Origin of the sequence: Arthrobacter sp. UYCu512 (genome assembly GCF_040547075.1) — a bacterium.
Lineage (GTDB): Bacteria > Actinomycetota > Actinomycetes > Actinomycetales > Micrococcaceae > Arthrobacter.
In genome coordinates, this window is the sequence record NZ_JBEPPA010000004.1 from 25,480 (window position 1) to 52,426 (window position 26,947).

General features: G+C 62.8%; 24 protein-coding genes and 3 pseudogenes. 9 read left to right on the plus strand and 18 right to left on the minus strand.

The window, feature by feature from the left end:
* Nucleotide 1: 1 nt before the first annotated feature.
* Complete coding sequence (locus ABIB49_RS05265; RefSeq protein ID WP_226776084.1) at nucleotides 2-1,831, minus strand: ABC transporter ATP-binding protein; 1,830 nt, start codon at nucleotides 1,829-1,831, stop codon at nucleotides 2-4.
* A gap of 79 nt (nucleotides 1,832-1,910) precedes the next feature.
* Between ABIB49_RS05265 and ABIB49_RS05270 the strand changes: the two genes are divergently transcribed.
* Entirely contained in the window at nucleotides 1,911-2,540 is a 630-nt protein-coding gene (locus ABIB49_RS05270) for a PH domain-containing protein (protein ID WP_354156803.1), read from the plus strand.
* A gap of 39 nt (nucleotides 2,541-2,579) precedes the next feature.
* Here ABIB49_RS05270 and ABIB49_RS05275 read toward each other — a convergent pair whose 3' ends face one another.
* The 6 genes from ABIB49_RS05275 to ABIB49_RS05300 form a co-directional block, all read right to left on the minus strand.
* Entirely contained in the window at nucleotides 2,580-3,668 is a 1,089-nt protein-coding gene (locus ABIB49_RS05275) for an ABC transporter permease (protein ID WP_226776082.1), read from the minus strand.
* Nucleotides 3,665-5,206, minus strand: a complete 1,542-nt coding sequence (locus ABIB49_RS05280) for an ABC transporter permease (RefSeq protein WP_226776081.1) — start codon at nucleotides 5,204-5,206, stop codon at nucleotides 3,665-3,667. The genes ABIB49_RS05275 and ABIB49_RS05280 overlap by 4 nt, the downstream gene beginning before the upstream one ends.
* 180 nt (nucleotides 5,207-5,386) lie before the next feature.
* Nucleotides 5,387-7,171 carry an ABC transporter family substrate-binding protein gene (locus tag ABIB49_RS05285; protein WP_354156804.1) on the minus strand — a complete coding sequence of 595 codons (1,785 nt, stop codon included), beginning with the start codon at nucleotides 7,169-7,171 and terminating at the stop codon, nucleotides 5,387-5,389.
* A 523-nt stretch (nucleotides 7,172-7,694) separates the two neighbouring features.
* Complete coding sequence (locus ABIB49_RS05290) at nucleotides 7,695-8,363, minus strand: SDR family NAD(P)-dependent oxidoreductase (protein ID WP_282359658.1); 669 nt, start codon at nucleotides 8,361-8,363, stop codon at nucleotides 7,695-7,697.
* 508 nt (nucleotides 8,364-8,871) lie between these two features.
* Complete coding sequence (locus ABIB49_RS05295; RefSeq protein WP_226776078.1) at nucleotides 8,872-9,027, minus strand: hypothetical protein; 156 nt, start codon at nucleotides 9,025-9,027, stop codon at nucleotides 8,872-8,874.
* Between the two features lie 31 nt (nucleotides 9,028-9,058).
* Entirely contained in the window at nucleotides 9,059-9,220 is a 162-nt protein-coding gene (locus ABIB49_RS05300; RefSeq protein ID WP_282359661.1) for a hypothetical protein, read from the minus strand.
* A gap of 449 nt (nucleotides 9,221-9,669) precedes the next feature.
* Here ABIB49_RS05300 and ABIB49_RS05305 point away from each other — a divergent pair, with 449 nt between their 5' ends.
* Nucleotides 9,670-10,032, plus strand: coding sequence for a DUF488 domain-containing protein (locus tag ABIB49_RS05305; RefSeq protein WP_282359662.1), 363 nt, complete (start codon nucleotides 9,670-9,672; stop codon nucleotides 10,030-10,032).
* A 396-nt stretch (nucleotides 10,033-10,428) separates the two neighbouring features.
* Here ABIB49_RS05305 and ABIB49_RS05310 read toward each other — a convergent pair whose 3' ends face one another.
* Complete coding sequence (locus tag ABIB49_RS05310; protein WP_283480968.1) at nucleotides 10,429-10,872, minus strand: hypothetical protein; 444 nt, start codon at nucleotides 10,870-10,872, stop codon at nucleotides 10,429-10,431.
* 1,126 nt (nucleotides 10,873-11,998) lie between these two features.
* Here ABIB49_RS05310 and ABIB49_RS05315 point away from each other — a divergent pair.
* The 4 genes and pseudogenes from ABIB49_RS05315 to ABIB49_RS05335 form a co-directional block, all read left to right on the plus strand.
* On the plus strand, nucleotides 11,999-12,412 hold the full coding sequence (locus ABIB49_RS05315) for a hypothetical protein (RefSeq protein ID WP_282359664.1): 414 nt from the start codon (nucleotides 11,999-12,001) through the stop codon (nucleotides 12,410-12,412).
* A 64-nt stretch (nucleotides 12,413-12,476) separates the two neighbouring features.
* Nucleotides 12,477-12,668, plus strand: a complete 192-nt coding sequence (locus ABIB49_RS05320) for a hypothetical protein (protein WP_282359665.1) — start codon at nucleotides 12,477-12,479, stop codon at nucleotides 12,666-12,668.
* A 170-nt stretch (nucleotides 12,669-12,838) separates the two neighbouring features.
* Nucleotides 12,839-14,160: pseudogene (locus tag ABIB49_RS19290) on the plus strand (ISL3 family transposase).
* A gap of 27 nt (nucleotides 14,161-14,187) precedes the next feature.
* Nucleotides 14,188-14,460 (plus strand): annotated as a pseudogene (locus tag ABIB49_RS05335) (transposase); the annotation flags it as partial.
* Nucleotides 14,461-15,091: 631 nt separating this feature from the next.
* On the opposite strand, the gene ABIB49_RS05340 reads toward ABIB49_RS05335, so the two are convergent.
* The 6 genes and pseudogenes from ABIB49_RS05340 to ychF all read right to left on the minus strand — a co-directional run bounded on the left by ABIB49_RS05340 (nucleotide 15,092) and on the right by ychF (nucleotide 19,432).
* Nucleotides 15,092-15,484, minus strand: a complete 393-nt coding sequence (locus ABIB49_RS05340; RefSeq protein ID WP_354156805.1) for a hypothetical protein — start codon at nucleotides 15,482-15,484, stop codon at nucleotides 15,092-15,094.
* 186 nt (nucleotides 15,485-15,670) lie between these two features.
* On the minus strand, nucleotides 15,671-16,126 hold the full coding sequence (locus ABIB49_RS05345; RefSeq protein WP_282359667.1) for an RHS repeat-associated core domain-containing protein: 456 nt from the start codon (nucleotides 16,124-16,126) through the stop codon (nucleotides 15,671-15,673).
* A gap of 200 nt (nucleotides 16,127-16,326) precedes the next feature.
* Nucleotides 16,327-16,872, minus strand: a pseudogene (locus tag ABIB49_RS05350) (transposase); the annotation flags it as partial.
* Between the two features lie 423 nt (nucleotides 16,873-17,295).
* Nucleotides 17,296-17,745, minus strand: coding sequence for a hypothetical protein (locus ABIB49_RS05355; RefSeq protein WP_282359668.1), 450 nt, complete (start codon nucleotides 17,743-17,745; stop codon nucleotides 17,296-17,298).
* Between the two features lie 25 nt (nucleotides 17,746-17,770).
* Nucleotides 17,771-18,037, minus strand: a complete 267-nt coding sequence (locus ABIB49_RS05360) for a DUF6507 family protein (RefSeq protein WP_354156806.1) — start codon at nucleotides 18,035-18,037, stop codon at nucleotides 17,771-17,773.
* A 309-nt stretch (nucleotides 18,038-18,346) separates the two neighbouring features.
* A complete protein-coding gene (ychF, locus tag ABIB49_RS05365) occupies nucleotides 18,347-19,432 on the minus strand; it encodes a redox-regulated ATPase YchF (RefSeq protein WP_282359670.1) in 1,086 nt (361 codons plus the stop codon).
* 91 nt (nucleotides 19,433-19,523) lie between these two features.
* Between ychF and ABIB49_RS05370 the strand changes: the two genes are divergently transcribed.
* Nucleotides 19,524-20,804 carry a DNA recombination protein RmuC gene (locus ABIB49_RS05370; protein WP_282359671.1) on the plus strand — a complete coding sequence of 427 codons (1,281 nt, stop codon included), beginning with the start codon at nucleotides 19,524-19,526 and terminating at the stop codon, nucleotides 20,802-20,804.
* Nucleotides 20,805-20,825: 21 nt separating this feature from the next.
* On the opposite strand, the gene ABIB49_RS05375 is transcribed toward ABIB49_RS05370, so the two are convergent.
* Complete coding sequence (locus tag ABIB49_RS05375; protein ID WP_226776073.1) at nucleotides 20,826-21,917, minus strand: 4-hydroxy-3-methylbut-2-enyl diphosphate reductase; 1,092 nt, start codon at nucleotides 21,915-21,917, stop codon at nucleotides 20,826-20,828.
* 9 nt (nucleotides 21,918-21,926) lie between these two features.
* Nucleotides 21,927-22,805: a hypothetical protein gene (locus ABIB49_RS05380; RefSeq protein ID WP_282359672.1), complete on the minus strand. Its 879-nt coding sequence runs from the start codon at nucleotides 22,803-22,805 to the stop codon at nucleotides 21,927-21,929.
* 235 nt (nucleotides 22,806-23,040) lie between these two features.
* Here ABIB49_RS05380 and xseA point away from each other — a divergent pair, with 235 nt between their 5' ends.
* Together xseA and ABIB49_RS05390 are read left to right on the plus strand one after the other, a co-directional pair.
* On the plus strand, nucleotides 23,041-24,327 hold the full coding sequence (gene xseA, locus ABIB49_RS05385; RefSeq protein WP_282359673.1) for an exodeoxyribonuclease VII large subunit: 1,287 nt from the start codon (nucleotides 23,041-23,043) through the stop codon (nucleotides 24,325-24,327).
* A gap of 96 nt (nucleotides 24,328-24,423) precedes the next feature.
* Nucleotides 24,424-24,660 (plus strand): exodeoxyribonuclease VII small subunit, encoded by a 237-nt coding sequence (locus ABIB49_RS05390; protein WP_226776070.1) that lies wholly within the window; start codon nucleotides 24,424-24,426, stop codon nucleotides 24,658-24,660.
* A 15-nt stretch (nucleotides 24,661-24,675) separates the two neighbouring features.
* Here ABIB49_RS05390 and ABIB49_RS05395 read toward each other — a convergent pair whose 3' ends face one another.
* Both ABIB49_RS05395 and ABIB49_RS05400 read right to left on the minus strand, forming a co-directional pair.
* Nucleotides 24,676-25,530, minus strand: coding sequence for a PPK2 family polyphosphate kinase (locus ABIB49_RS05395; RefSeq protein ID WP_226776069.1), 855 nt, complete (start codon nucleotides 25,528-25,530; stop codon nucleotides 24,676-24,678).
* A gap of 75 nt (nucleotides 25,531-25,605) precedes the next feature.
* Nucleotides 25,606-26,826, minus strand: coding sequence for a pyridoxal phosphate-dependent aminotransferase (locus ABIB49_RS05400; RefSeq protein WP_226776068.1), 1,221 nt, complete (start codon nucleotides 26,824-26,826; stop codon nucleotides 25,606-25,608).
* Nucleotides 26,827-26,947: the final 121 nt, after the last annotated feature.

The window sequence follows — 26,947 nt, forward strand, 5'->3', positions numbered from 1 at the left end:
ATTAACTCTGTTCGGCTGCCAGCAACTGGGCCCGCAGCTCGCGGCGTTCCCGCTGTTTTTCCGGATCCGGCAGCGGAACTGCGGCCAGGAGCCGCTGGGTGTAGGATTCCTGCGGGTTCCGCAGGATCTGGTCCCGGGTGCCCTGTTCGACAATACGGCCGCGCTGCATCACGCAGATCCGGTCCGCGAGCACGTCGACGACGGCGAGGTCGTGGGTGACAAAAAGACAGGCAAAGCCAAGCTCCTGCTGCAGGGCCTGGAAGAGCTCGAGCACCTTGGCCTGGACGGAGACGTCAAGTGCAGACGTCGGTTCGTCGGCGACCATCAGTTTCGGCTTGAGCGAGAGCGCCCGCGCGATGCCAACGCGCTGCTTCTGGCCGCCGGAGAGCTCGTGCGGGTAGCGGTTGCGGTAGTTCCTCGGGAGTTCCACCTGGTCAAGCAGCGCCTCGATCCGCTGCTGCAGACTGGCGCCCTTCGCCACCCCGGCAAGGAACATCGGCTCGCCAATACTCTCGCCGATCGGAAGCCTCGGGTTCAGCGACGACGACGGATCCTGGAACACCATGCCAACGTGCCGACGCATCTCGTGAAGCTGCCGCCCGTTGCGCTTGGCGGCAGAAATGTCCTGGCCAACAACCTTCATGGTGCCGGCAGCCACCGGCAACAGCCCGACGGCGGCGCGGCCGATGGTGGTTTTCCCGGAGCCGGACTCCCCCACCAGCCCGACGACCTGGCCCGGATAGATCACCAGGCTGGCGCCCTCTACCGCACGGAATGCCGGCACCCGGCCCTGTTTGGGGTATTCGATGGCCACGCCAGTGAGCTCCAGCACGGGCTCGGCCTGGGGTTTGATGGCTTCCGCGGCGGCCAGGGCAGCCGCGTTGTTGTGCTCGCGTTGCCGGCGCAGCTCTTCCGGCACGGAAGTGAGCTCAGTATGGGTGGCGGCGGCGAGCGCTGCGGTGACGTCCACCGCCCCGGTGGTGTCTGCGCCGCCCTGGCCGAGGTGCGGGACGGCGGCCAGCAGTGCCTTGGTGTACGGGTGCTGCGGGTTATGGAAGATCTCGGCGGCTGTGCCTGTTTCCACGATCACTCCCCCGCGCATCACGGCGATCCGGTCAGCCAGGTCGGCCACCACACCCATATCGTGGGTGATCAGGACGATGGCGCTGTCCAGCTTGTTGCGCAGGTTACGCATCAGGTCCAGGATTTCTGCCTGCACCGTCACGTCCAGGGCAGTAGTGGGCTCATCGGCGATCAGCAGCTTTGGGTCGCAGGAGAGCGACTGGGCGATCATGGCGCGCTGGCGCTGGCCGCCGGAGAGCTGGTGGGGGTACGACCGGAACGCCTTTTCCGGATCCGGCAGCTCCACAAGTTCAAGCATACGCAGCGCCCGCAGCCGGGCTTCGTCGGGTGATACTTCGCTGTGAAGCCTCACCGTCTCAACGATCTGGGCGCCGACGGTATAGACCGGATTCAGTGCCGTCATGGGCTCCTGGAAGATCACGGCAACGTCCTTGCCCCGAACCGACCGGATGTTCGACTCGCTGATCCCGAGGAGTTCCTTCCCGGCAAGCTTTACGCTTCCGGTCACGCGGCTGTTATCGGGCAGCAGGCCGAGCAACGCCATTGAACTGGCGCTCTTACCGGAGCCGGATTCCCCCACGATGGCCAGTACTTCGCCGGCACGCACCTCATAGTTCAGCCCGATCGCTGCCGGAACCCACTTTTTGTCCACGCCAAAGTCGACACTCAGGCCGCGGACTTCCAGGACGGGCACCCCTTGGCCTGGTGCCGGATCAGCGGCCGGGCCGAGGGTGATGAAGTCAGTCATGATGGAGCCTTCCTTCCGCACGGGCGCCGGGGTCACCAAAAATTAGTGCTGGGGCCCGGAGTGCTGAATTATGGGGAGCATGAGCTCTGCGCCCTATGCCGGTAAAGTCGAAATCTTCAAAGCCCGCACCAACAAGTGGTTTGCGCTGCTGGCCTGGATGGTGGCCGCCGCCGGCATCGTCGTTGGCGTGGCCTCCGGGGGGCCCGGCGCCCTGGCCGGTATCGCCCCGCTGGTCCTGGTCGCTTTTCTTGGCTGGCAGCTGTTCTGGCGGCCCGCCGTCATGGTCGACAATGCCGGGATCAGATTGGAAAACCCGTTCCGCACCATCGTGGTGCCGTGGGCGGCCCTGGTGCATGTGGACACCCGTTTCGCACTGACCCTCGTCACGGCCAAGAGAAGCTACACCTCCTGGGCCGCACCGGCGCCAGGGATCTGGGGCGGCCGGAACGCCCGCCCGGAAGATCTGCGCGGGCTCCCGGGAACAACGTACGGTCCCGGCCGGTCCGTCCGGCCGGGGGATCTCAGGAGCACCGATTCCGGTCAGGCCGCCCGGCTCGTGCGAGCACGCTGGGATGAGCTGGTCGAGTCCGGCCGGCTCGCGGCCGGGGACGCCGCCACCACACCGGCAAACGTGACATACCGCTGGCCGGCTGTCGGCGTCGACGTGCTGCTCCTGACGGCCAGCTACTGGGCTGTCGCCGGGTCCTAGCGGGTTGCCCGGCCTCCGGGACCGGAACGGGACCATGGTCTAGTGGCCCTTGGTTTCGTCAAATGCCGTCACCGGAACGGGATCCACAGTGGTGTCGGCCGCTTTCCTGGCGTTGAACTTCCTCTGGCGCGGATCGAACGCGTCGCGCAAGCCGTCGCCGATGAAGTTGATGCTGAGGCAGATCAGCACGATAAACAGGCCCGGGAACCAGAAGAGCCACGGCCGGGTGGCAAAAGCCTCCTGATTTTGCGAAATGAGCAGGCCCAGCGAGGTGTCCGGAGCTTTGACGCCGACGCCGAGGTAGCTCAGGGCAGTTTCCAGCAAGATGGCGGCTGACATGGTCAGGGTAACGTTGACGATCAGCACCCCGATGGCGTTGGGCAGGATGTGCTTGAAGATGATCCTGCCGTTGGACGCCCCGGAGATCCGCGCCGCATCGACGAACTCGCGCTCACGGAGGGTCAGAAACTCCCCGCGGACCAGACGAGCCAGCCCGACCCAGCTAACCAGGCCGAGGAAGACGCCCAGTACGAGGATCCCGTTGGAGTTCGCAAAGGCGGAAAACAAACTTCCTTCGTCCCGGCGCCCGGCAATCTGGGCGACGACAGCGGCGAGCAGCAGGACGGGAATGATGATAATGACATCCGTGATGCGCATTAGTACCGCTTCTACCCAGCCCCGGAAGTAGCCGGAAAGGCCGCCGATCACGGCGCCTAGAATCCCGGCGATCAAGCCGATCAGGACCATGATGGTGATGGACTGCTGCGCCCCGCGCATCGTCATGGCAAACAAGTCCCGGCCGATTCGATCCTGCCCGAACGGGTGTTCCCCCCAGGCAGGAGGCCACAGACCAGCGGTTGGAGCGCCGTCGTTCACCAGCGGGGAGACATCCAGGTGGTTGTACTTCCACCAGCCGGGTATTCCCGCGACACCGACGGAGGAGAAGGACAAGATGAAAATCAGCGCAAATACGGCCAGCCCGAGGAGCGCGCCGGTGTGACCGAAAAACCTCTTCCGGACAATCTGTCCCTGGCTGAGTCCAGACGGTTCAGGCTCGGACGACGCTGTTTCCTGGTCGCGAAGAGCCTGCTGTGCCAGGATCTGTTCCTCTTGCGTTGGCTGGCTCATGCTTTTATCCTCACGCGCGGATCGAGTGCGGAATACGCCAGGTCCGCAATTAGGTTGAAGACCATGGCGGTCACAGCGACGCAGACAAAAACGCCCATCACCGGGTTCGGGTCGATGTGGGTAATTCCGTCCAGAAAAAGGAATCCCATGCCCCTGACGGAGAACACACTCTCCGTGATGACGGCGCCGCCGATCAGCGCGCCAATATCGAAAGCGACAATTGTGGCAATCGGAATCAATGCATTGCGGAACGCGTGCCCCATAATCACGGACCGTTCAGAGAGCCCCTTGGCCCGCGCGGTGCGGATGTAATCCATGTTCATGATTTCGAGCATCGAGGACCGGGTAAAGCGGGTGTAGCTGGCCAGTGACACGAGGATCAACGCCACGGTCGGCAAAATCAGGTGGGTGAAGGTGTCAAGGCTGAGCACCCAGAAGTCCCCTTCGATATTTGGGGTACCGGCGCCGATCGTGGCGATCGGGCGCCCCCTGACCCGACTGTTGCTGAAGTAACTGGGCCACGCCTGCATAAAGCGGTCCAACACCACAAGCGCTCCCACCAGGAACGCGGTGATACCCGCCGCCCGCATTGACTGTCCACGGTCGTATCCGCCCATAAAATAGCCGACGGCGACGCCTACCAGGACCGTGGCGAGAGCCAACAGGGCGATCATCAGCGCCGTTGCCTGGTCGAGCAGCGGTTGCACGGCGAAGTAGGAGATGACGCCCAGCGCCACCACAAGCAGTGCTGCCCGCAGGGCCCGGCGGTTCCGCAGGCCCGAAACCAGCACCGTCACAGCAACTGCGATGCCGGCCCCGGCGACCGCGATCACAACAGGCCCCAGCCCCGGCGTCTTGAACCATTCTGTGGCGGAAAAATAGATGAGGACGAGAGTAACAGCCACAAAAACGGTGCCGCCCGTCACGAGCCTGCGCCGCAGCTCCCCTCCGACGGCGACCGCAACGATCACGCCGGCGACGGCGCCGATCCCCAAGGCTGTGGGGATCGGTATTTCGGGGTTTCGCAGGAAGTCGTTGAAGCCGATCGCGCCGTACTCCTTCAGGAGCACCGCTACCCAGAAGATCGGCAGGGAAAAGAACAGGAAGGCCATAAAGGTCACACCGTAGTCGAGCGCACTGTACTGCCGAAGTGCCGTAATGATGCCCAGCGTGATACCGATCAGGATGGCCAGGATGGTCGCTCCGGTGACAAGTGTCAGCGTCTGGACGAGTGCTATGCCGAGGGCTTCGGTAATGGGTTGACCCGAAACGCTTTTGCCCAAGTCGCAGGAACCGGCAAAAGGAACGAGGCACTGGGCGGCACCGGCCAGCCATTTGAAATACCTGACAGGGGCAGGGGTGTCGAGGTCCAGCAACTCCGTGCGGGCGTTCATCAACTGCTGCTTGTTGGGGGCGTTGCTGGCCCGCAGATCAGCCAGCGGATCACCTGAGGACGCTGTCAGGAGATAAACGAGAAAGGACGCTCCCAGAAGAATCAGTGCGGCCGTGACCAGCCGTCTGACGATATAGGTCACCATTATGTATAAGCCTCAGGATCCAGGTCCGGGTCAGTCCGGGCCAATCGCAGAATCGCGCCGTGCCCCGGCCTTCAAATGCCAGTGGAGCCGGCAAAGTGCCGGTGGGTAGTCAGAAGGCGCCGGGGCCATAAAACTCGGCCCCGGCGCCCCTGCTAGGCGATTTGTTCGCTCAGCGTTGGATTACTTCCGGGACCAGTCCCAGACATTCCACCAGACGCCGGTCTGGTTCGGCATTGCGGTCACCCCGGTGATCTGGTCAGAGGATGCCTTGACATCCGGTGACTGGAACAGCGGAACGCCATACGCGGACTTCCAGATGGCCGCGTCAATTTTGGTCTGAAGCTCATCCTGCTTCGATTTATCCGTGGTGACGATCAATTCGTCCATGGCTTTGTCGGCTTCGGGATCAGAGAACAAGTTGAAGTTCGATCCACCTCCGGTTTTGAAGATCTGGGGAGTCCCCGAGACACCAACACCGGAGTTGATCCACCCGAAGATGGTCGCATCATAAGAGCCGTCGCCAAGGCTTGAGCTCCAGTCCGCTTTTCCGAGGCCGCCGTCGACAATCTTGAATCCTGCCTTCGTGGCGGACTCACGGATCAGCGAATAAGCATCCACCCGGTTGGGGTTGTCCTTGTTGTACATGATGCGGATCTCCGGCGTAGCACCGTTGAGGAGCTTTTTGGCACCGTCAATATCGACATCCTGGTACATCGACGACCCGTTCTTGGCAGCCGAGTCAGCGTAGGCGGCCTGGGCCGGCACAAAGATCTGCGAGTCGAGCGGCTTGGCCTGCGGATCGATCTTCTTGATGATCTTGTCCACAATGTCCTTGCGCGGAACTGTCTTCAAAAACGCTTCGCGAACGCTCTTCTCCGCCAGGGGGCCGGAGAAGTTCAGGTCAAGGTGATCGTAGGAGAGCTGGTTGCCCAAGAGCAGGTTGACCCCGCTGAGGGCCTTGATCTGGTCCACGGTGTCCGCTGAAGCCTGCGGATTGATAATGTCCACTTCGCCGTTTTTCAGTGCCTGCACCTGGGCCGGGGCAGCGCCGATGGTCCGGACCACGATTTCGTCCAGCTTCGGAGCGGGGCCCCAGTTGTAATCCTTGTTGCGGACCAGGGTGACTGACTGTTCCGGCACCACGGATTTGATGATGTAGGGACCGTTGGAGAGGTACAGGCTCGGGTCGCTGGGCAGCGTCTTCGACTCATACCCGGTGCTCCAGAAATCAGCGACGGCCTTCAAGCCCTCGTTGACCGGCTGCGGTGACTTGCTGTCCCCGCGCTTAAGACCCTTGAGCAGATCCACCAGGGCCTGTGCGTCTTTCAGGCCCGCTTGCTTGGCCACTACATGGGCGGGAATATCGACGCCGCCGTTACCCGGGAAGCTGTACGCCAGTTCCCAATCGGAAAATGGCTTGGAATACTTGAGCGTCAGGCTCCGCCCGTCACTCCCGAGCTCGGGGAAGTCCGTCAGGTTCAACCCGGAAGTATCGGCCGCCGTCTTGAAATAGGTGGTGCCTGTCTTGGCTTCAGCATCGGCGTCGTCGTAGTATCCGGAACCTGAGGCCCAGGAAAGCAGAAGATCGGCGGCGCTCACCTGCGTGCCATCCGACCACTTCACCCCTTCGTTGACGGTGTACTTGACAGTCAACGGATTGTCGGAGAGTTTCTCGTACTTGCCGAACTTTTCGTTTTTGACGATGTTCAGTTTGTCGTCGATGTAAATGAAGCTGGAGTGGGTGGCGTAACCGACGTGTCCGTTCACGTCGGAGTTGCCATCCGCCGTTCCGGAGTTGAAGCTGCTGAAGCCGTTGGTTTCGGCAACAGCAACAGAGCCGCCCTGCTGGCCTCCAGCCGCAGCACTGGTGGGGGTTGTCCCGCCGCTGTTGCCGGCGCAGGCACTGAGTGCCAGCGCAGCAGCTGCTGCCACGCCCACTGCTTTGGAAATACGACCGAAGCGCATTCCGCCTCCTTGTTATAGGTGTGGTGGTGATCGGCGCCCGAGGCACCGGTCAGACGTCCGCACTCCCCCAGCGGCAGTGTGGTTCGTCTCACATGGGATGAAGCGTAAACCCAAAACCAGGCAAAGGGAGGGAAAGTTGACCACCAGTAAAGTTCGTTATCGAGCTGCAACAATCTGCTCCGCGCCAAGGCCGGAATTCCACCATTTCCTTGACGCGGTTTGTTCTCGCCGCTAACGTGCACGGGCACAAAAGAAGCCCCGATTCTGAAATCGGGGCTTCTCAAGTTAGACCTGCTGACCTGATGAATTCACCAGGCCATCACACGTTGAAGCTGAACTCCACCACGTTCCGTAAGCGAATATCTCCTGCTCGGAGCGGTTCCGAGCAGGAGCCAGGTGGATTCCATGCCCCGGCCGTCAGCAATGAACCCACTTCAGAATCCATCCGACTCTCTAGCGCTGTATTCGGAAGGCCAGGCTCGCCTACTTGAGCCGTGGCCTTCGCATTCAGCGCTCAGTTTCATCATCTCGGCCGCGTCTGGAAGGCGGTGCTGGGCAGATCCTTCTCGCCATCGACGATCGCGTTGATGATCCGCGCTGCAACGAGGTCTGGATCCAGCGGCGCTCCGAATCGCGGCGCTGACCCGGCGATCGGGTGCTCGGACAGCGCGGTGCCTGTGTGGCCTGGGCGGGCATCCACGAGTCGGATGCCCGCGCGACGATACTCGCGCGCCGCTGCGACAACAAAAGCCGCGAGCCCAGCTTTCGACGCCGAGTATGCTGCCAGACCGGCGACGGGTGTCTCAGCGACAACGCCGCTCAGTGTTACCACGAAGGGCTCCCGGCCGTCATGTGCCGAGGCCGCGAGGTAGGGCTGGCTCTGGGTAATGAGCTGGATCGCACTGGTCGTGTTCACAGCGAACAGTTCGTCCACCGTGGCGGGTTCAAGGTCTGATGCGGCGCCGAAGGCGACGACCCCGGACGCAACCACCAGCCCGTCGAGACGTCCGTGCTGCGCATTCGTGGCATCCAGCACCTCCCGAATCACAGAAGGTGAACGTAGATCGTGCCCAGCAGACTTTGACGACCGGGCAACAATGGCGCCGCTACTCTCCAGCTGATCGGCGATCCGCGAGCCGAGCCCGCCGGTGGCGCCGACTACCAGAACAACCGCACCCTGAAGATTCGTCATGGGGTAGATCCTAAATCACGTGCGGCAGGCAGCCCAGCCCGAGTCGGTTTGCTGAGGTTGGACGACTGCGGTATTCCCCAGACAGCGAGGCAAGCTTCACGCGCACCCCGGCGTGAAGCGCCCCAAGTTTCATGCCACAGCCTTGAGAGTTGGAGAGATGTATGTCATGCCCCGCGGCCGCGCACCCCTTGGTGCTGCAATTTATGGGCATCCGCGGCACCGACGCACACCCGCGTGTTACACAATAAGTACACCGAACCCACGGGTGCTCAAATCGCACAAACACAATCGGCCCCATGCCGAAGCAGCGTGGCAGTCTCAATAATTCATTGAGCTGTGCAAGGTAAATGATCCATCGGGGGCATCCGGCTCCGGCTCGGTCCGGATAGGCATGTCCTTGAGAACCCGATTGAACCAACTTCGTTATTGGAAGGGACACAGTGGTACCTCTTCTTTTCGACGGCGGCCGCTGAATGTGACCGCCCAGACGGCAGCCAGCTGCTCCGCCCTATCGTGCGATGGGGAGGATCGGGTATGAATAGCCGCCCCACCAGTAGGGGGCAAAGCCGAAGTAGCTGTACGAGTTCTGGTGGTACTTTTTGTCGTTGACCAGTTCTGGGTCGTACGGCGGTGCACCGGCCACCCGCTCCTTAGTTTGTGCCATTAACGCCGGCCGTGACTGGGCACGCGGGCTCTTAGCCGAACGCTCCGACTCCGTCGATCGACGGAGCGGGCTCCTTGAGGTCCTTGACGGGCTCGGTTTCGACCCGGCGCCGGACGGCGATGTCGTCCAGGTGCGGCGGTGCCCATTCCGCGATGCTGCACGGCGTCACCCGCTGGTGGTCTGCTCGGTCCACCTTGGACTCGTGCAACAGTTACGCGACGGCGACGGCGACACGCCGCCGGACGTGCGTCTGCTCCCCTTTGTTCAACCAAGTCTGTGCGTCATTACCCTGACCTGATTCGTCCACCGCCACCGAACCGATTGATGTTAGGCTCCGGGCTTGGATCGATAGCGGTGACGGTGCCGCCCTGTCCTTCGACCATTAGCGGACGACCACACCCGATGCAAGGCGCCGCGCAGCAAGGAAAGAGCGGTTGGCACCCGAGGGTCTCGGCGACCAGGTCACTCTCGCAAGCCTGCTGAGCGGTCCGGTGCATCCTCATGGTGATGTGGCTCCTGCAGGGATCGGGAGAGCATAATGTCACCGAGGACAAAGACCCACAGGGTTTTTGGCCGCTTCCGGCGTCGCTTTCCCAAGAAAGGTATCGGTGCCGTGCCGCAAGTCAGCGAGGAGGCTGGGGAATGTCGACTACAACTGATGTTCAGGTGCGCCGGGTCTATGATCCGATCAGGGACGACGACGGCGTCCGGGTTCTGGTAGACCACATCTGGCCCCGCGGGATGACCAAGGCCAAGGCGGCACTGGACGAGTGGTGCAAAGACGTCTCCCCGTCAACGGAGCTGCGCAAATGGTACGGCCACGACCCTGCCAAGTTCGACGAGTTTGCCAAGCGCTACAAGGCCGAGCTTAAAGAACCCGCCCGGGCGCAGGCGCTTAACCATCTGAGCGAACTCGCCAAGGACCAACGGCTGACGTTGCTGACGGCAACCAAAGCCGCCGACATCAGTGAAGCCCATGTCTTGGCCGACCTGATCGGACGGTAGCCAAGGTGCATCCGGCGCACCTCAGGAGAAGGAATTCCGGAAGGAACCGATCCATGACTTGGAACCGGACAACCACTGACGCGTCCGGAGCTGGAGACTGACCCGGATTTCGTTGACTCGAGACCTTAGACCGACGAGGGGACGTCCGGTTAATTGGTTCTGGGACTTGACCTTGGGCCGTCATTCTTTGTACGGCAAACATGCTGACAACATCGGTGGCAACGGGTCTCAGAAAGCGCATGGCCGCCAAGAACATGTGTTCTTGGCGGCCATCGCAAAAGGTCTCGTGAGGTCAGGAACTACACATTGAACCTGAACTCCACCACGTTCAGCAGTCGAACAACGTCACGGGCGGCCTTTCGTGCGTCTCAGAACGGGATGTCGAGGATGACGGCTTCACTGGACGGGGCGCCTAAATGGGTCGGGCCACCACCAACGATGCCGCGACCGGCGCTCAGCCCTGCGGCGGGCCGCGTCGAGATAGTCCTTGAGCGCCGGATCAAAGACCGACTGAGGCAGATTCAGCGTCGCACGGCTCAACTGGCATCCTGCCAGCAGATCGCTGATCTCCCCCGGGATCATCCGCATCCCCTGACTACCTTTCACGGACCGCCTGAGCCGTCCGCCCTGCTCCGTGAGCCGCATCCCCCAGGACGAGTCGACCTCAGCAAGGCCGGAACCGACCAGGATTGCTATTGCCGTCTCTACCCGTTCCCTTGAAGGGACGTCGGCCTGCAGCATGTCCCACCCCGGCAGCAGCGTACTGAGCGTCGAGGAGCGCTTCGCATCACGTAGCAGGGTCATGAGCGTCGCAGCGTCAGACATTTCCATGCGATTCATGCCGTTCAGGCTAGCGCACTCCGAGCAACCCCTCCTCGGGAGCGATCTCCATCTCGGAAGAACGCTACGTTCCCCAACGCAGATTGGCTCCTATTTCTCAGTCGATGTGACCGAGCGACTCGCTTGAAACCACAATGGCGGTCCCGTACTCAACCCACTCCTCCCGGCGGCCCTCCCGAAAAAGTCGGGAGGCTGTTCGCTGACACTCCTGCAAGTCGTTCCACGGACCACGGGGGCTACCTCCCATAGCATCCGCGAGGCGTTTCGCCTCAACAACACGGGATTCTCCTGGCTGGGTATGCACTTGGTACATGTAATCAGGCTCTTCAGAATTGAGAGTGTAGTCAGCGCTGCCGCGTGAGAGGTGCGGGGCGGGGGTGAGGGCCTTGGGAGAGAATCGGATTGTCTAGATCGTAATTTTTAAGGGCCTGCTTCTACGCGTCGAAACCGGCGAAACCCTCAGCGGCTGCCCGGAGTGCGGCGTCATCGCGATCGGCCACGGCCGCCGTCAATATGAACCGGGTCTGGAAAGATGCAGCTATTGGTGCTGTCGGTGGTGGGCTTGGTGGCACCGCGGGGGGATTTCTGGCGCGGGGGGCGAACGCTGCCCGCGTGGCGACGTCGGCGGGTTCAACCTCACGCGTGGTGACCACGAGCAACGCTGTATTGCGTAGCTCCGTGGTCCGGTCCTCCCTGGCCGCAGGCACGGGCGGTTCAGGCAGCAATGTGGTGTCTTACGCTTTGGACGATAATGAAGTCCAGACGATCAATGGTTATTTCGCCACGGCCGGCACCGGTTTCGTGACCGCAGCTGGCGGCTCTGCTGTGTTCAGTAAGCTTGGATAATCATTCGGAACAGTGTTGCCAACCGCCTTCCGGGGTCGATGGGTCCAGTCTCAAGCGGTCAGCACGCTGGCGCACCCGATAACTGGGGATCAATTTTGACGGAGGACCTAACGAATCGGTTAGGTGGGTCTGTCGTTGGTGCGGTCAATACGGGACTGCAGCCAGGTGATGCTAGGCGCGAGGATTTGTTAAACGGCGCGGTCCAGGGGTTTGCCAACGGTTCCGCTGGGCCCGGGAGTGGACGTCGTGCGAGTGGCTGGTGATCGGAATGGGAGATGGAATGGTTAAGACGGACGACGGTTCGGGGCGTATACCCAAGCGGCCGACGTTGAAGTGGTATTGGAACGTGCTGGGAGTCTTAGTTCTCGGGTTCGGTGCTTTTGTTTTGCTGCTTTCCGTATGGGATTCGATCGGTGTCGAGACTATCCGTTGCGAAATACTCACCGCGAAACCGGAAACGAGTTCTGGCGGATCTAGGGGTTCGGCATCGACGGCGGGGGTTTTCGTTGAGACGGCGAACTGCGGAAGTATCTATGTGTCTCCGAGGGTGACTTTTGACAATCAAGACGAGGTTGCTGCGTCTTTCAAGCCTGGCAGTGAATACGATTTTGATATTGGCTGGTTCTCGCGAGTACTGACTAAGGGAATCCGGAATGAAACCCCATCTGTGCAGGATTATCGGATGGTGAAATGAGAGCCGTTGTTTAGCGACTGACGGTCGAGAAGCGAGTGCCCATGATGTCATGTCGGGCATTTGAATGACGCGGGGGAGCGTACCCGGCGGGGCCGGTCTGAGTGTGTTGTCCGGGCTGGCGGGTGTGTTGCTGACCGGGATCACCCTGACCGGCAACGGCGGCCTTGACGTCGCGGGTCTGGAAAGCTCGGGGCGCGGGCGATTGACCCAGTACGACAGCTCCTTCCGGGGAGCGTTCGCTGCGGCCGGTCACTGAATGGACCAGCAGGCATATCTGGTCCTTCGCAGATGAGCGTGGTTAGAGGGTTCTGAGACTGGCGCCGTGGCGTAGGCCGTTCCGGGTGCGGCGTGGTGCGGCGGGAAAGAGGTCAGGGCCTCTTTGAATTGGTAGCGACCAAGCAACCAATACCCAGAAGAGACCCTGACATGAATAACTCTATGTCTTGCTCCGACGGCCGGTGGCGCACGCGCGCGGATGCGCTGCTCGGTGTCGAGGGCATCCACGTCAACTCCGTCACGACATCCGGGACCGGCCTGGTGCTGCGCGTTGAAACCGGGGAGGACGTCACTGGCTGCCCGGACTGCGGTGTTGTTGCGGTCGGCCATGGCCGCCGGCAGGTCCGGCTCCATGACATTCCCTGTTTCGGCCGTCCGGTGCGGCTGCTGTGGGCCAAGCGTCTCTGGCGGTGCCCGGACCCGGACTGCCCGAAGACCACGTTCACCGAAGAGCACCCACTGGCCGGTCCCCGGGCGAAACTCACCAACCGTTCCGTGAACTGGGCGACCGATGCGCTCCAGCATTTCGCCACGTCGGTCTCGGCCCTGGCCCACCAGCTCGGCGTCTCCTAGCACACGGTCTGGCACGGGATCAGGGCAGAGGCCGCACGGCGGATCGCTGACAGGGGCGACTGAAGGGTGTGGATGCGCTGGGCGTCGATGAACATGTCTGGGCTCATACCGGTCCGCCCGGCACGGGGATGGTCACCGGGATCGTGGACCACACCCGCGATGCTGACGGCGTTGTTCACGCCCGGCTGCTGGACCTCGTTCCGGGACGTTCCGGAAAGGCCTACGCCGACTGGCTCAAAGACCGCGGTACCGGGTTCACCGCCGGGATCAAGACAGCCGCGCTGGATCCGTTCCGCGGCTACGCGAACGCGATTCGCGACGAACTGCCCGAAGCCATCACGGTTCTGGATGCGTTCCATGTCGTGAAGCTGGGTTCGGCCATGGTGGATGAGGTCCGCCGCCGGGTCCAGCAGGACACCCTGGGACACCGCGGCCGCAAGGGCGATCCGCTCTACGGGATCCGCCGGACCCTGCAGATCGGCGCCGAACACCTCACCGAGAAACAGGCTTCACGGCTCGACGCGAAACTCTCCGCCGGGGACCCGGACCACGAAGTCACCCTCGCCTGGCAGTGCTACCAGAAGCTCCGCAATATCTACCACGCCCGCCCGGAACACGGCAGGGCACTCGTGGCTGAGGTGATCGCGTCGTTCCTGACCTGCCCCCTCCCGGAAGTGGCCCGGCTCGGCCGGACCCTGCGGGCCTGGAAAGCCGCGGTCCTGGCCTACTTCGACACCAACGGCGCCTCCAACGGCCCCACCGAAGCGATCAACGGCGTCATCGAAACCACCCGCAGAATCGCCCGCGGCTTCCGCAACTTCACCAACTACCGGCTCAGATGCCTGCTCGCCGCCGGCGGACATCGCCCCTACCGGGCGAAACAAACAAACCATGCCTAAATGCGAAGGGCCACCAAAGGCCGGGAGATGATGCAAGCTGTCATTGACTCCCTAAGCGCTGGCGTCCCCGCCGCGTTGACCGAGCTCAGGACTCTCGGGCGAACCCTCAAACGCAGCGCCCGAGACGTGCTGGCCTACTCTGACCGACCCGGCACATCGAACGGCCCCACCGAAGCCATCAATGGCCGGCTCGAACACCTCCGCGGCTCCGCCCTCGGCTTCCGCAACCTCACCAACTATGTCGCCAGGTCACTGCTGGAATCCGGAGGATTCAGACCGAAACTACACTCTCAATTCTGAAGAGCCTTATTTCCGTGCTTGAGATCATTCTCAGTAAGTGAACCACAAGATTTATTCGCCACTTCTCGGGAACTCGTATCTTCGCTCAATGCGGCAACCACCCCTGTTCTTTTCCAACGGCGTTTGCCAGTTCAGTCAACGTCCCTGCGTAGCTTGGAGGGAGATCAGGTTCCAGGACAGTCACCTCCCACACCCGAGTAGAGCGACCCGCTTCAAACGCCGGGCTCGGCGACGACGAAGCCAACTAGTACGCCTTGCCACCACGCGGTCTAGCCACACCAAGCTGTGGGGCTTGGGAGTCTCGCACCAACAGGATTCGGGGGCTCGCGAGCAAAGTAACTGCTCGACGTTCTTCTGTCGCGGCTTTTATACGCTATTCAAATCGGAAACGACCGTCCCCCACGGGTACCAAACCCACCCCGACTGGCTATTATTGAAGAGCTTCTGGGCGCGGCTGATGCAATCGTAGGCATCTTGACGTGCGTCATCCTTCCCAGGGACAAGTTCCCTGAGTAATTCCTTCGTACCCAGTCTTTTTTCCTGCATCCCGGGTTTTATAAATTCGTATGTCCACCGGTTCGTCAGTCCAAAAATGCCAACTTTTTCATACTCGACAGCCCTTAAAAAGATCTTAGGATAAGACATTTTGTTCCTTCAAGTCCCAGGCGGGCTGGTGGTCTCTTGTGTATCGCTGATATCCTGAAACGCGACGGAATTTCATGTTGTAATACGGACTAGATTCTAGGGGGTCGAGAAAGTCGGGCCGAAGACTTTCGTCCGGGGATCCGATGTCTACCAAATTTTTGCCCTGCATCATTTGATAATCGATCCACTTTTTATTCGCCCAAATATGTATACCGTCTCGCACTTCGGGGGAAAAGTGGGCATCCGTAAAGTCGTAGCCTGATGCACCTTTATAATATCCCATTCCATGCGCATCAGTGTAAGGCGCCACACGGTATTTCATGACTCTGCCCATGGCCATCGTTCCAGCGTCGGGACGGGCGGTGACTGCCCTCATCACCTTCTGCCCAATCTTATGTCCGGCGGCGCCACCAACACCGCTAAGGCCCGCTCCGCACACTGCTCCCTGCGTAGTCGCGCCGAATGCACCTGTGACAGTGTGGGGGCCGGGGCCCGTGCAGTAACCATAGGTACCTTCGACACTGCCACTGATGCCCCCTGAACCTGCCGCGGCCGCAACCACGCTCTACATCCCTGTAGGGCCGGCTCGAGATGCCAATGCTGCGGTGCCGACCCCCCCGAACCCGCCCAAGACAGCGCTGAACCCGACCTGCAAAGGGTCTACCTCACCAGTTGTGGCCTTTTGAATGATCATGTCGGCACCGGCACCGACGAGCATCATTCCCACGGGCCCGCCCACGCCGGTGGCGATCATGACGCCACCGGCAATGACCATGGCACCCCCGGCCAGATACTCCCAGTTCTCGCCGAGCCAGTTCCCGGCGGCGGCGAACGCTCCCCGGGAGGAGCCGTCGTAGGCCTTCAGCTCCTCACCAGTGAGCGGACGCAGCCCGGTGGGGTCGGTGGACAGGAAACCCCGGGTTGCCGGGTCGTACGCCCGCGCCCCGAGCCATTCCAGACCCGCGACGTCCAGTCCGCCGTTGCCGGTCAGGGTGATCCCTGCCGGCAGCGTACCTGCCAACCCGGATACAGCACCCAAACCAGCGGCATCAGCACCGGCAGTGCCACCCGGACCCGGGGCAGGGGCTGTCGGCGCGCCGATAACAGCCCACGGGTCGGTCTGGTCGGTGGGCCGGGCGGCGCGCCAGCCCGGCGCGGTCCAGGCGTCGCCGATCCCGGTGACACCACCAGGCAACGACAGAACCTGCCCGCCACCGATACCGGTGACGGTGGGGATCGGGCGTGCGGTCGGCAACGCTGCCGCACCAGCTCGGCCGAGCACTCGGTCTGTTCCGCGGCGAGATCGGCGTGGATGCGCCGGTAGCCGTAGGTGCCCTCGGACTCCTCGAAGAAGTGCTGGATCCGCTCGGTCAGGCCCTGCCGGCGGGCCGAGGTGGCCGATTGAGGACGGGCGGCCCAGACCGAATTCAGGTTGGCGGGCTCACTTTTCTGGGAGTCGATGTATTCGTACTTGCTCACTACCGCTGCTCCCGCGCGAAGTAAGCGGTGGCTTTTCAGGAAAGCAGTCTCCGCCCGTAGCTCCTGATTTCCCCTCTCGAGCTCCTTCAGCCGGGCCCGTTCCGGCACTGTCAGATCCGCCTCCGTGCCGCCGTTGGCCTCACGGTACTTGACCAGCCAGTTCCGGAGCGTCTCGGGGCCGACACCGTACGCGGTGGCCACGTCCTTGATCGGCTTGGACGTGTTGATCACCTCCCGGCACAACTCGTCCCTGAACTCCTGGGTAAATCGCTTCCGTGATGCGGTCATGCTGATCTCTACTTTCGGTAGACCCCCATTTTAAGAGGGCCCACTGTCCGAGATCTCCGCGGCAGCCCAGACACTGTGTGTTACAGGAGGCGATTTAGCTCCAGCAGGCGCCCGCTGGGCGAACACACCGGCCGCAACGGTATCGGGGCCAGAAACGCTCACTATCGACCCGGTTCGGACCGCAGCCCGGCTCCGTCGCACAGCAAGGGTCCTGGACATCAACTCTTAGGTGGAACAACTACGATGCCTGGGGCGCATTGGGATAGGTCCCGCAACCGAGGGAGCATTGTCTCACACTCCTGCGCAACGGCTACCGGTTCTTCACGAGTCCGCCAACGCCGTGGCAAAGGTGTCTGGCAAGTATCCGAAATGATTTATTCAGATAACTTGTGCAGCTGATAAAGTCGCCGAACGGCGGTCTAGCTACACATTGAATATAAATTCCACCACGATGAGCTGGTCCTTGACCATAGTTTTCTTCTCGACCGATGTCGGGAACGCGTCAATGTCTGCATCCAGTTGCTGCACTCCGCGGCCATAGGCCTCCAGCCGCTGCCGCAGGTCCCGGCAGGTTGACGAGAAAGCCCTCAGAGACTGGGATGTCTGCTGGGCGTCCTCCGCGACTCGTGCCGCCAGCGGTGAAACCCTGGAGAAGGCCGCCAGAACGGTGGGGGACTCCTCGGAGGCATAGGAGGCGCCTAATCCCGTCCAGGTCTGCGCCGCGGTGTCCATGCCATTGCGGAATGCCGCAGCGTGGATGGTGAGATCGGCGGCTGCGGAGTCGAGCGAATCGGAGTCGGGCAGACGGAACCCCCCGGAGGGATCCAGTCCGGAGGCTCCGACAGCTGTGCAAACCTCTGGCGCTAAGACCACGTCGCTAACCCTTCAACTTCGGCGATTACTGGGGCAGGGGCCGGTGACGAGTGCCCGGCATTTCAGTATCGGAGCCGGCCATAGCCGCGCTTCGCTGGGCCCCGGCGGCCATATCGAGGTCGCCCTGAGCGTAGAAACTAACTGCCTGCACCGTCGACGAGACGATCGTCCCGGTCCGGGCCAGCGCTTCCCTGGTGTTCGGGCCGAGAGTGTTGGTAACAACGTCGTTCAGGGCCGCTACAACGATTCCCCCGGGGATTGATGACGCGGCGAGGGCAACTGCCTGCTCCATACCGGAAACCGCCGGTTCCACCGCCTCAGCCCTGGCCCCATAAGGAAACGACCGAGATGGCCCCCTCCCCGGTCGGCATCAAGGGGTTAGCTGTGAAATGACTCGTGAGCGCTGGTAAGGGAAAGACCCGCATCGCCTCGCGTTGGAGTCGCAGGTCATTGGGTATCCGAGGAAAAAGCCCGAAATTTCCTATGCACCCGGACTCCGTCCGAAGGTCCTTGACGCTACGACTATCAATTCTGTTACAAGAAATGCCGCCCTCGTTCGTTTTCACGGAGGGCGGCATTTCAACTGATTCAGGCGAAGAATCTACACATTAAATCTAAATTCAACCACGTCGCCGTCGGCCATCACGTATTCCTTGCCTTCTATCCGGACCTTGCCCCGGGACTTCGCCTCGGCCATGGAACCGGCTTCGATGAGATCGTTGAAGGAGACGACCTCGGCCTTAATGAATCCGCGCTGGAAATCAGAATGGATCACGCCGGCGGCCTGCGGGGCCGTATCACCCTGGTGGATGGTCCACGCCCGGGTTTCCTTGGGGCCGGCCGTCAGGTAAGTCTGGAGTCCAAGGGTGTGGAAGCCGACGCGCGCCAGCTGGTCGAGTCCGGATTCTTCCTGGCCGTTCAGTTCCAGCATCTCGCGGGCTTCCTCCTCGTCCAGTTCCACGAGGTCGGACTCGAGCTTGGCGTCGAGGAAGATGGCGTCTGCCGGGGCAACCATGGCCCGCAGTTCTTCCTGCTTCTCGGGGCTGCCGAGGATACCTTCGTCCGCGTTGAAAACGTAGATAAATGGCTTGGCCGTGAGGAGGCTGAGCTCCCTGAGGTGTTCCATCTCCAGCTTGTCGCTCTTGACCGAGGAGAAGATGGTGTCGCCGCGTTCCAGGACGGCCTGGGCCGCCTGGATGGCTGCAAGTTCAGCCGCTTCCCGCTTCTTGATCTTGACTTCTTTTTCGATCCGGGGAATTGCATTTTCAATGGTCTGCAAGTCAGCCAGGATCAGTTCGGTGTTGATGGTCTCCATGTCGGAGCGGGGATCCACCTTGCCGTCGACGTGGATGACGTCGGGATCAGCGAACACACGGACAACCTGCGCGATGGCCTCGGCCTCGCGGATGTTGGCAAGGAACTTGTTTCCCAGGCCTTCGCCCTCCGAGGCGCCCTTGACGATACCGGCGATGTCCACAAACGACACCGGAGCCGGCAGCAGACGCTGGGACCCAAAGACGGCGGCCAGCTTGGCGAGCCGCGGGTCCGGCAGGTTGACCACACCAACGTTGGGCTCGATCGTGGCGAACGGGTAGTTCGCTGCGAGCACCTGGTTGCGGGTCAGTGCGTTGAAAAGAGTTGATTTGCCGACGTTGGGCAGTCCGACGATGCCAATAGTAAGAGCCACGAGGACCAATTCTACCCGCTTGCGGCCCGGGACCGGGACCGCTGCCGGGAGTCGGACGCAAACTGTCACAGGGGCATGCCAGAGTGAAGGCATGGACGCTTTTGCACTGATCCTTTCACTTCTGATGCTTCTCATTGGCGCCGTCGCCGGCGCCGTCGTGGCCTACCTGCTGGTGCGGCGACGAACCGCCGCGGTGGAGCACGACTTCGACGCCGTCTCGGGCCGGCTTGCCGAGGTCAGCGCCCAGTTCGCCGCGGCGGACGCCGAGCGGCGACTGCTGGCAGCCCAGAACCGGGAACTCGGCGAATCCCGGAACCAGGACGGCAGCGTACTGCGGGCCCTGGCCCCGGTGGCGGAGAAGCTCACGGCCGTTCAGCGGCAGGTTTCGCTCCTGGAACGCGACCGCCTGGAACAGTACGGGCAGCTCGCGCAGCAGTTGCAGGAAGCCCGCCTTTCCGACGAACAGCTGCTGCGCTCAACGCATGCCCTTGAGTCCGCGCTGCGGTCCAACAGCGCCCGCGGACAGTGGGGTGAGGTCCAGTTGCGCCGCGTGGTCGAGGCCGCGGGGATGCTGCGCCATGTGGATTTCCACGAGCAGGTCCACAGCGGGCAGGCCCACGGCGCAACCGAGGCCAGTGTCCGGCCAGACCTGGTGGTGCAGCTTCCCGGTCAGAAGCAACTCGTCGTCGACGCGAAGGTACCGCTCACGTCATATCTGGCGGCACAGGAGCTTGGTGCGTCCGCCGCGGGCCCGCCCCACCCACAGTCGCTGGGCGGGCAGCAGGCTCATCTCCTGGCCCATGCCAAGGCCTTGAAGGCCCATGTGGACGCGCTGAGCGGGAAAAAGTACTGGGACATTCCGGGCAACTCCCCGGAACTTGTGGTCTGTTTCCTGCCGGCCGAATCGATTCTCGCGGCCGCGCTGTCCGCGGACCCGGCCCTGCTGGACTATGCCCTGTCCAAGAATGTGGTGCTGGCATCGCCCTCAACCTTGTTGGCAGTGCTGAAATCCGTAGCCTTCACCTGGCGTCAAGACGTCCTGACGGACAGCGCCCGGGAGCTGTTCGAACTTGCCCGCCAGCTGTACGAACGGATGGGAACGCTCGGTGAGAACGTCACCAAGCTCGGCTCCTCGCTGAAAACCTCCGTGGAACGCTACAACTCCCTGGTGGGAACCCTGGAGGCGCGGGTGCTGCCGACGGCCCGGAAGCTCAATGCCCTGGACGCCGCAGGTCTGGTCACACCTGCTGCCGTGGAGGTGACGCCGCGTTCCGTGGCCGCCCCCGAACTCCAGCCCGGGAACGGTTCCGGGACCTCGGCCGGGAACCCCGGCAGCGACTCGGGCGAGGAGGTCCGGGAATCGGCAGCCTAGCCGGCCCGGGGCCGGGAGTTCCTAAGAGGTCTGGGTGGTGCGTGCCCCGCGGCCGCCGAGGGCACGGGTGACGTCCCCGGCCTGCTTCAACGTGGCGCGAAGTTCTTTCGGCAGCGAGAAAAGCAGGTCTTCCTCGGCCGTGACGACTTCCTCGACGGTGCCGTAGCCGTAGTCAGCCAGCAGTCGCAGGACGTCCTTGACCAGGACTTCCGGAACCGAGGCGCCCGAGGTCACACCAACGGTCGCCACCCCTTCGAACCAGGATTCGTCGACCTCGTTGGCGAAATCCACCCGGTAGGAAGCCTTCGCGCCGTACTCCAGCGCCACTTCCACGAGCCGGACAGAGTTCGACGAGTTTGCCGATCCGACGACGATGACCAAGTCGGCCTGGGGTGAGATCTTCTTGATGGCGACCTGTCGGTTAGTTGTCGCGTAGCAGATGTCGTCGCTGGGCGGATCCTGCAGGGTGGGGAACCGTTCCTTGAGGAGCCGGACGGTTTCCATCGTTTCGTCAACGCTGAGCGTGGTCTGGGAAAGCCAGATGACCTTTTCCGGGTCCCGGACCGTAACCTTGCCGACCTCGTGCGGGCCGTTGATGATTTGGATGTGCTCGGGAGCCTCGCCTGCCGTTCCCTCGACTTCCTCATGGCCGTCATGGCCGATTAGGAGGATGTCGAAGTCGTCCTTCGCGAAGCGCACGGCTTCTTTGTGCACCTTGGTGACGAGCGGGCAGGTCGCGTCGATGGTCCGCAGACCCCGGTCCTCGGCAGACTGGACCACAGCCGGCGAGACGCCGTGGGCAGAGAAGATCACCAGGGCACCCTCGGGGACCTCGTCGGTCTCGTCAACGAAGATTGCCCCTTTTTCCTCCAAGGAGCTCACCACGTGCACGTTGTGGACGATCTGCTTGCGGACGTAAACCGGAGGGCCGTAGTGCTCCAGCGCTTTTTCCACCGCGATGACTGCCCGGTCGACGCCGGCGCAGTAGCCGCGCGGCGCGGCGAGCAGAACCCTTTTGGGGCCCGCTACGGCGGCTGCCGCCAGCACTTCCTCCGGCGAACGCCGACGGCGCGGGACGGTTGGCATCGGAATGGACACGGCTGTGGAGGTCATGCCCCAATGCTACCGGTGTTGAGGGACCTGCTGCTGTGCCAGCGGTTGCGGCACCCGGCGGTGGGGGCGGGCGCGCAGGATCAGGCCGGCCGCGAGCAAGACGCCGCCAGCCGCCGCTGCCGCCAGGATCCACTGGCCGAAACTTGAGCTGGCAGCGGAGACGAACTCGCTCTTGAAGATCTCCGCGACCGCGTTGCCGCTGGACGTTCCCTTCACCGCACTCCCGGCTGCGCCGGCAGCAAGCTGCCAGGCTCCGGCCAGCACGAGGGCACCGAGCCCGATCCCGGCGAGGACTGTGGGGCGCCGCCGGGCGGCCACGAAGGCCAGCGCGAAGGAGATGAGGGCGCCGGCGGCGAGCGGGTAGCCAATCGGAGCGACAGCGGAGACCCGGTCCAGGATCTGCCGGTGCTTCGGTTGCCCAAGGGTAATCGGCAGCTGGTCAGGGGCCGTCAGCTGCAAGGAGGTGGCTTCCGCCACCTGGTTCGCCACCAGACCGACGAGTGGGGCGAGGTCCAGCGTCAATGAGGTTCCGGTGCCCGTGCCGGCGGGACGAGCCTTGGGGTCGGCGAAATTCAGCCGGTGGCTCTTGCGCAGGGTTTCGGTCCAGGCCTCGGGATAGCCGGGCATGGCCGTGAGGGACTTGGCGGCACGTTGCAAGACTGGCGTAACGAGTCCACTGATCGCCGGGGGAATTTGATCCGCGCCGAGGCTGCCGACCGCGGCGCCGGCCAGCCGCTGCTGGAACGCCGGGTCCTTGCCCAGCGGGGCGGCGAACGCCACAAAACCGTCCTCCTGCACGATATTCCGATCCACCCACATGGCTGGAATAGCGACAGCCGTAAGGACAAGACCGATGATTACCGCTACGGCCGAAACAAAAGTGCGCACAAGGATTCCTAGGAAATTGACGGGTAGTGCCATCTTACGGGGGGCGTCCTGCCGAACAATAAAGTCGCGCCCCCATGGTAGGCCTATGGATAGAGTTGAACCCGACACATTCGAGTTGTCCGCCGCTGGCCCTTCCTGATGCGCAATCGCCGAGAAGGACCCGTGCGGGCCGCCCCGCCCCGGCAAAGGACACCTATCCATATGCACCAGGCCATCCCCGTACCGGGGTACCGGCATGTCTGAGGACGCCGCAGCAGCCACGACCGTTCCGGCCACGGCGGCAGAAACCAGCCCCGACAATCCTTGGCCCTTGCAGCTGTTGTCCCAAAAGCTCAAGACGCACATTGACCGCGCCCCGTCCGCCTGGGTCGAAGGCCAAGTGATCGAACTGAACCGGCGGGGCACCAACGCCTACCTCACGCTGCGAGACATCGACGCCGAAATCTCCCTGCCTGCGTCGGTCTGGACTAATGTGCTGGACCGGCAGGAAAGCCCGCTGGAACGAGGCTCCCGGGTCGTAGCCCTGCTCAAGGCGGAATTGTGGCTCAAGACCGGCAGGTTGAACATGTCGGTAAAGGACATCCGGCCGGTTGGCCTTGGTGACCTGCTCGCACGGATCGAGCGGCTCCGGCATGCCCTGGCGGCGGAAGGGCTCTTCTCCGATGCCCGCAAGAAGCGCCTGCCGCTGCTTCCGCACCGGATCGGCCTGATCACCGGGCGCAACTCGGACGCCAAGAAGGATGTGCTGCGCAACGCAGCACTGCGCTGGCCCGCTGTGGAATTCGAAGTCCGAGAGGTGGCTGTCCAGGGCAACACTGCGGTCGCACAGGTCATCGCCGCACTCCGCGAACTGGATGCGGACCCGGCGGTGGACGTCATCGTGATCGCCCGCGGCGGCGGTGCGTTGGAGGATCTGCTGCCGTTCAGCAACGAGGAACTTATCCGTGCGGTGTCCGTCGCGTCCACACCGATAGTGAGCGCGATCGGCCACGAGGCGGACCGGCCGATTCTTGACGATGTCGCGGATCTGCGCGCCTCCACCCCGACCGACGCTGCCAAGCGGATCGTCCCGGACGTCGTCGAGGAGCTCGCCCGGGTCCGTCAGGCCCGGGAGCAGCTTCGGCGCGGTGTCACCCGACTGGTGGAACGCGAAACGGACCGGTTGGCGGCGTTGAGATCCCGTCCTGTGCTGGCGTCCCCCGACGTTATGGTCAGGAGCCGGTACGACGACGTCGAACGGCTCACCGGCCGTTCCCGGGCCGCGGTCACCACCGCCGTCGTGCGGGCGTCCGACCAGCTGGTGCACCTGAAGGCCCAGGTCCGGGCCCTCTCGCCGCAGAAAACCCTGGACCGGGGATATGCGGTAGTGCAGCTCGCCGTCGGCGGTTCGACCCCGGGCACCGGGCACGGCGTTGTGCGGCACCCCGAGCAGGCTCCGCCCGGCACTCCCCTCACCGTTCGCGTGGCCGGTGGCCGGTTCACCGCAGAGTCGACCGGTGGCCAGGAACCCGCCGAAGACTAAGTCCGGTGCCGGCAAAGCGGGTCACCGCAGAATCAAAACCCCGCCCGGCCAGCCCCGATCAATTCCTTCCCCCGACGCAACAAGGAGCAGCACACCATGGCAGCAGAAACCACGCCCGGCAACGACATTGATGCCCTGAGCTATGAGGAAGCCCGCGAGGAACTCGTCGGGGTCGTCAGCAGACTCGAGGCAGGCGGCGTAAGCCTTGAGGAGTCGCTGTCTTTGTGGGAACGCGGCGAGGCTCTGGCCAAACGCTGCGAACAATGGCTCGAGGGTGCCCGCAAGCGCCTGTCCGCGGCCCGGGACCTAGCCGCCCGGGACAGCCCGGAGTAGTCCCGGCACGGCCGCTCAGGAGCGCTCCACAAGGTCCCGCTCCAGTGCGACGTCAAGCTCGGGAACCGGCCACTCCAGCTTCAGCCCGTCCATCGCGTCCAGCAGCAGCTGCTGGACGGCGATCCGGGCGTACCATTTCTTGTTGGCCGGCACGACATGCCAGGGTGAAGCGCTGGAATTCGTGTGGTCGAAAGCCGCCTGGTAGGCAGCCATGTAGTCGTCCCAGAACGCGCGTTCTTTAAGGTCGTTGCTGCTGTACTTCCAAAGTTTGGCCGGATCGTCCAGCCGGGCGAGCAACCGCTCCTTCTGCTCATCGGGGCTGATGTGGAGCATCACCTTAACGATCTTCGTCCCGGCGGCGGTCTGCCGGGCTTCGAATTCGTTGATGGCCTGGTAGCGGCGTTCGAGTTCCTTCGGATCCGCCCAACGGTGGACGCGGTGGATCAGGACGTCCTCGTAGTGGGACCGGTCAAAGACTCCCACCATGCCGGCCGCGGGCACTTCCTTCTCGATCCGCCACAGGAAGTCATACGACTTCTCCTCGTCAGTGGGGGCCTTAAACGACCTCAACTGGACCCCCTGCGGGTTCATGGTGCCCATCACGTGGTTCACGATTCCACCCTTGCCAGCGGTGTCCATGGCCTGCAGGATCAACAGGAGGCGCTTGGTGCCGCCGAACCGGGACTCGGCAAAGAGCTGCTCCTGGAACACCGTCAGGTTATCGTCCAGGTCGGAGAGCAGCAGCTCGCCATCACTTTTGTCCCCCGGGTATCCCGGGGTGGCGTCCGGATCCACGTCCTTCAGCCTGAAACCCTTACCCACCTTCAAAGTCTCAGAAGGGTGCTGCTTGAATCTCACGATGTCTGACATCCCTTGCCTCTTTCCGGTTCAGGCAGCCTCCGTTCGGAACGCCGGACAACCGCCCGCGCCGCTGCTCAGTTCAGGCTAGTTCCCCTTGTACCGGCTCAGGAAGTCCGCCATACGGTTGATGGCCTCCTCCAGATCCTTCACAAGCGGCAGGGTGACCATCCGGAAGTGGTCGGGGCGGACCCAGTTGAAGGCGCGGCCGTGGGAGACAAGGATCTTTTGTTCACGCAGCAGGTCCAGGACAAACTTCTCATCGTCGCGGATGCGGTAAACCTCAGGATCGAGCTTGGGGAAGAGGTACATCGCCCCCCGTGCCTGCTGCGTGCTGACCCCGGGAATGGCGTTGAGCATGTCATAGGCCTTGTTACGCTGCTCGAGCAGCCGGCCGCCCGGCAGGATCAGATCGTTGATGCTCTGGTATCCGCCCAGCGCCGTCTGGATCGCGTGCTGCGCCGGGACGTTCGCGCACAGACGCATGTTCGCCAGCAGGTTGATGCCCTCGAGATAATCCGCGGCTTCCTTTTTTGGTCCGGAAATAGCCATCCACCCCGCCCGGTAGCCGCACACCCGGTAGGCCTTGGACAGTCCGCTGAAAGTCAGGCACAGGACGTCGTCACCGGTAAGGCTGGCCATGTTCACGTGCACGGCGTCCTCATAGAGGATCTTTTCGTAGATCTCGTCGGCGAACAGCACCAGTCCGTGCTTTTCGGCCAGGACCACAATCTTCTTGAGCGTTTCCTCTGGATAGACGGCGCCGGTGGGGTTGTTGGGGTTGATCACCACGATGCCCTTGGTGCGCGGGGTGATTTTCGCTTCGAGGTCCTCCAGGTCGGGCTGCCAGCCGGACTCCTCATCGCACAGGTAGTGCACCGGCCGGCCGCCGGCCAGGGCCACGGAGGCCGTCCAGAGCGGGTAGTCCGGCGTGGGGATGAGGACCTCGTCGCCGTCGTCCAGCAGCGCCATCAAGGACATGGTGATAAGTTCGCTGACGCCGTTGCCAAGGTAGATGTCATCGACGTGGATGTTCTGGATCCCGCGGGTCTGGTAGTACTGGGAGACAGCTGTCCGGGCCGAGAAGATGCCACGGGAGTCGCTGTAGCCCTGGGCGTGCGGCAGGTGTCGGATCATGTCCACCAGGATCGCGTCCGGCGCTTCAAACCCAAACGGGGCCGGATTTCCGATGTTCAGTTTGAGGATCCGATGACCCTCCGCCTCCATTTGCTGGGCGGCCTGAAGGATTGGTCCACGGATGTCGTAAAGGACATTATGAAGCTTGGTGGACTGCTTGAATTCTGCCATTCATCAAATATGCCATATGGCGGATGTAGTTCCGGCGAGATCTGACTCACAACACCGGGCCGCCGTCACAGGCGGAAAAACCGCGACGGCGGCCGCCGGCCCGCCCCGCATCCGCAGGGAA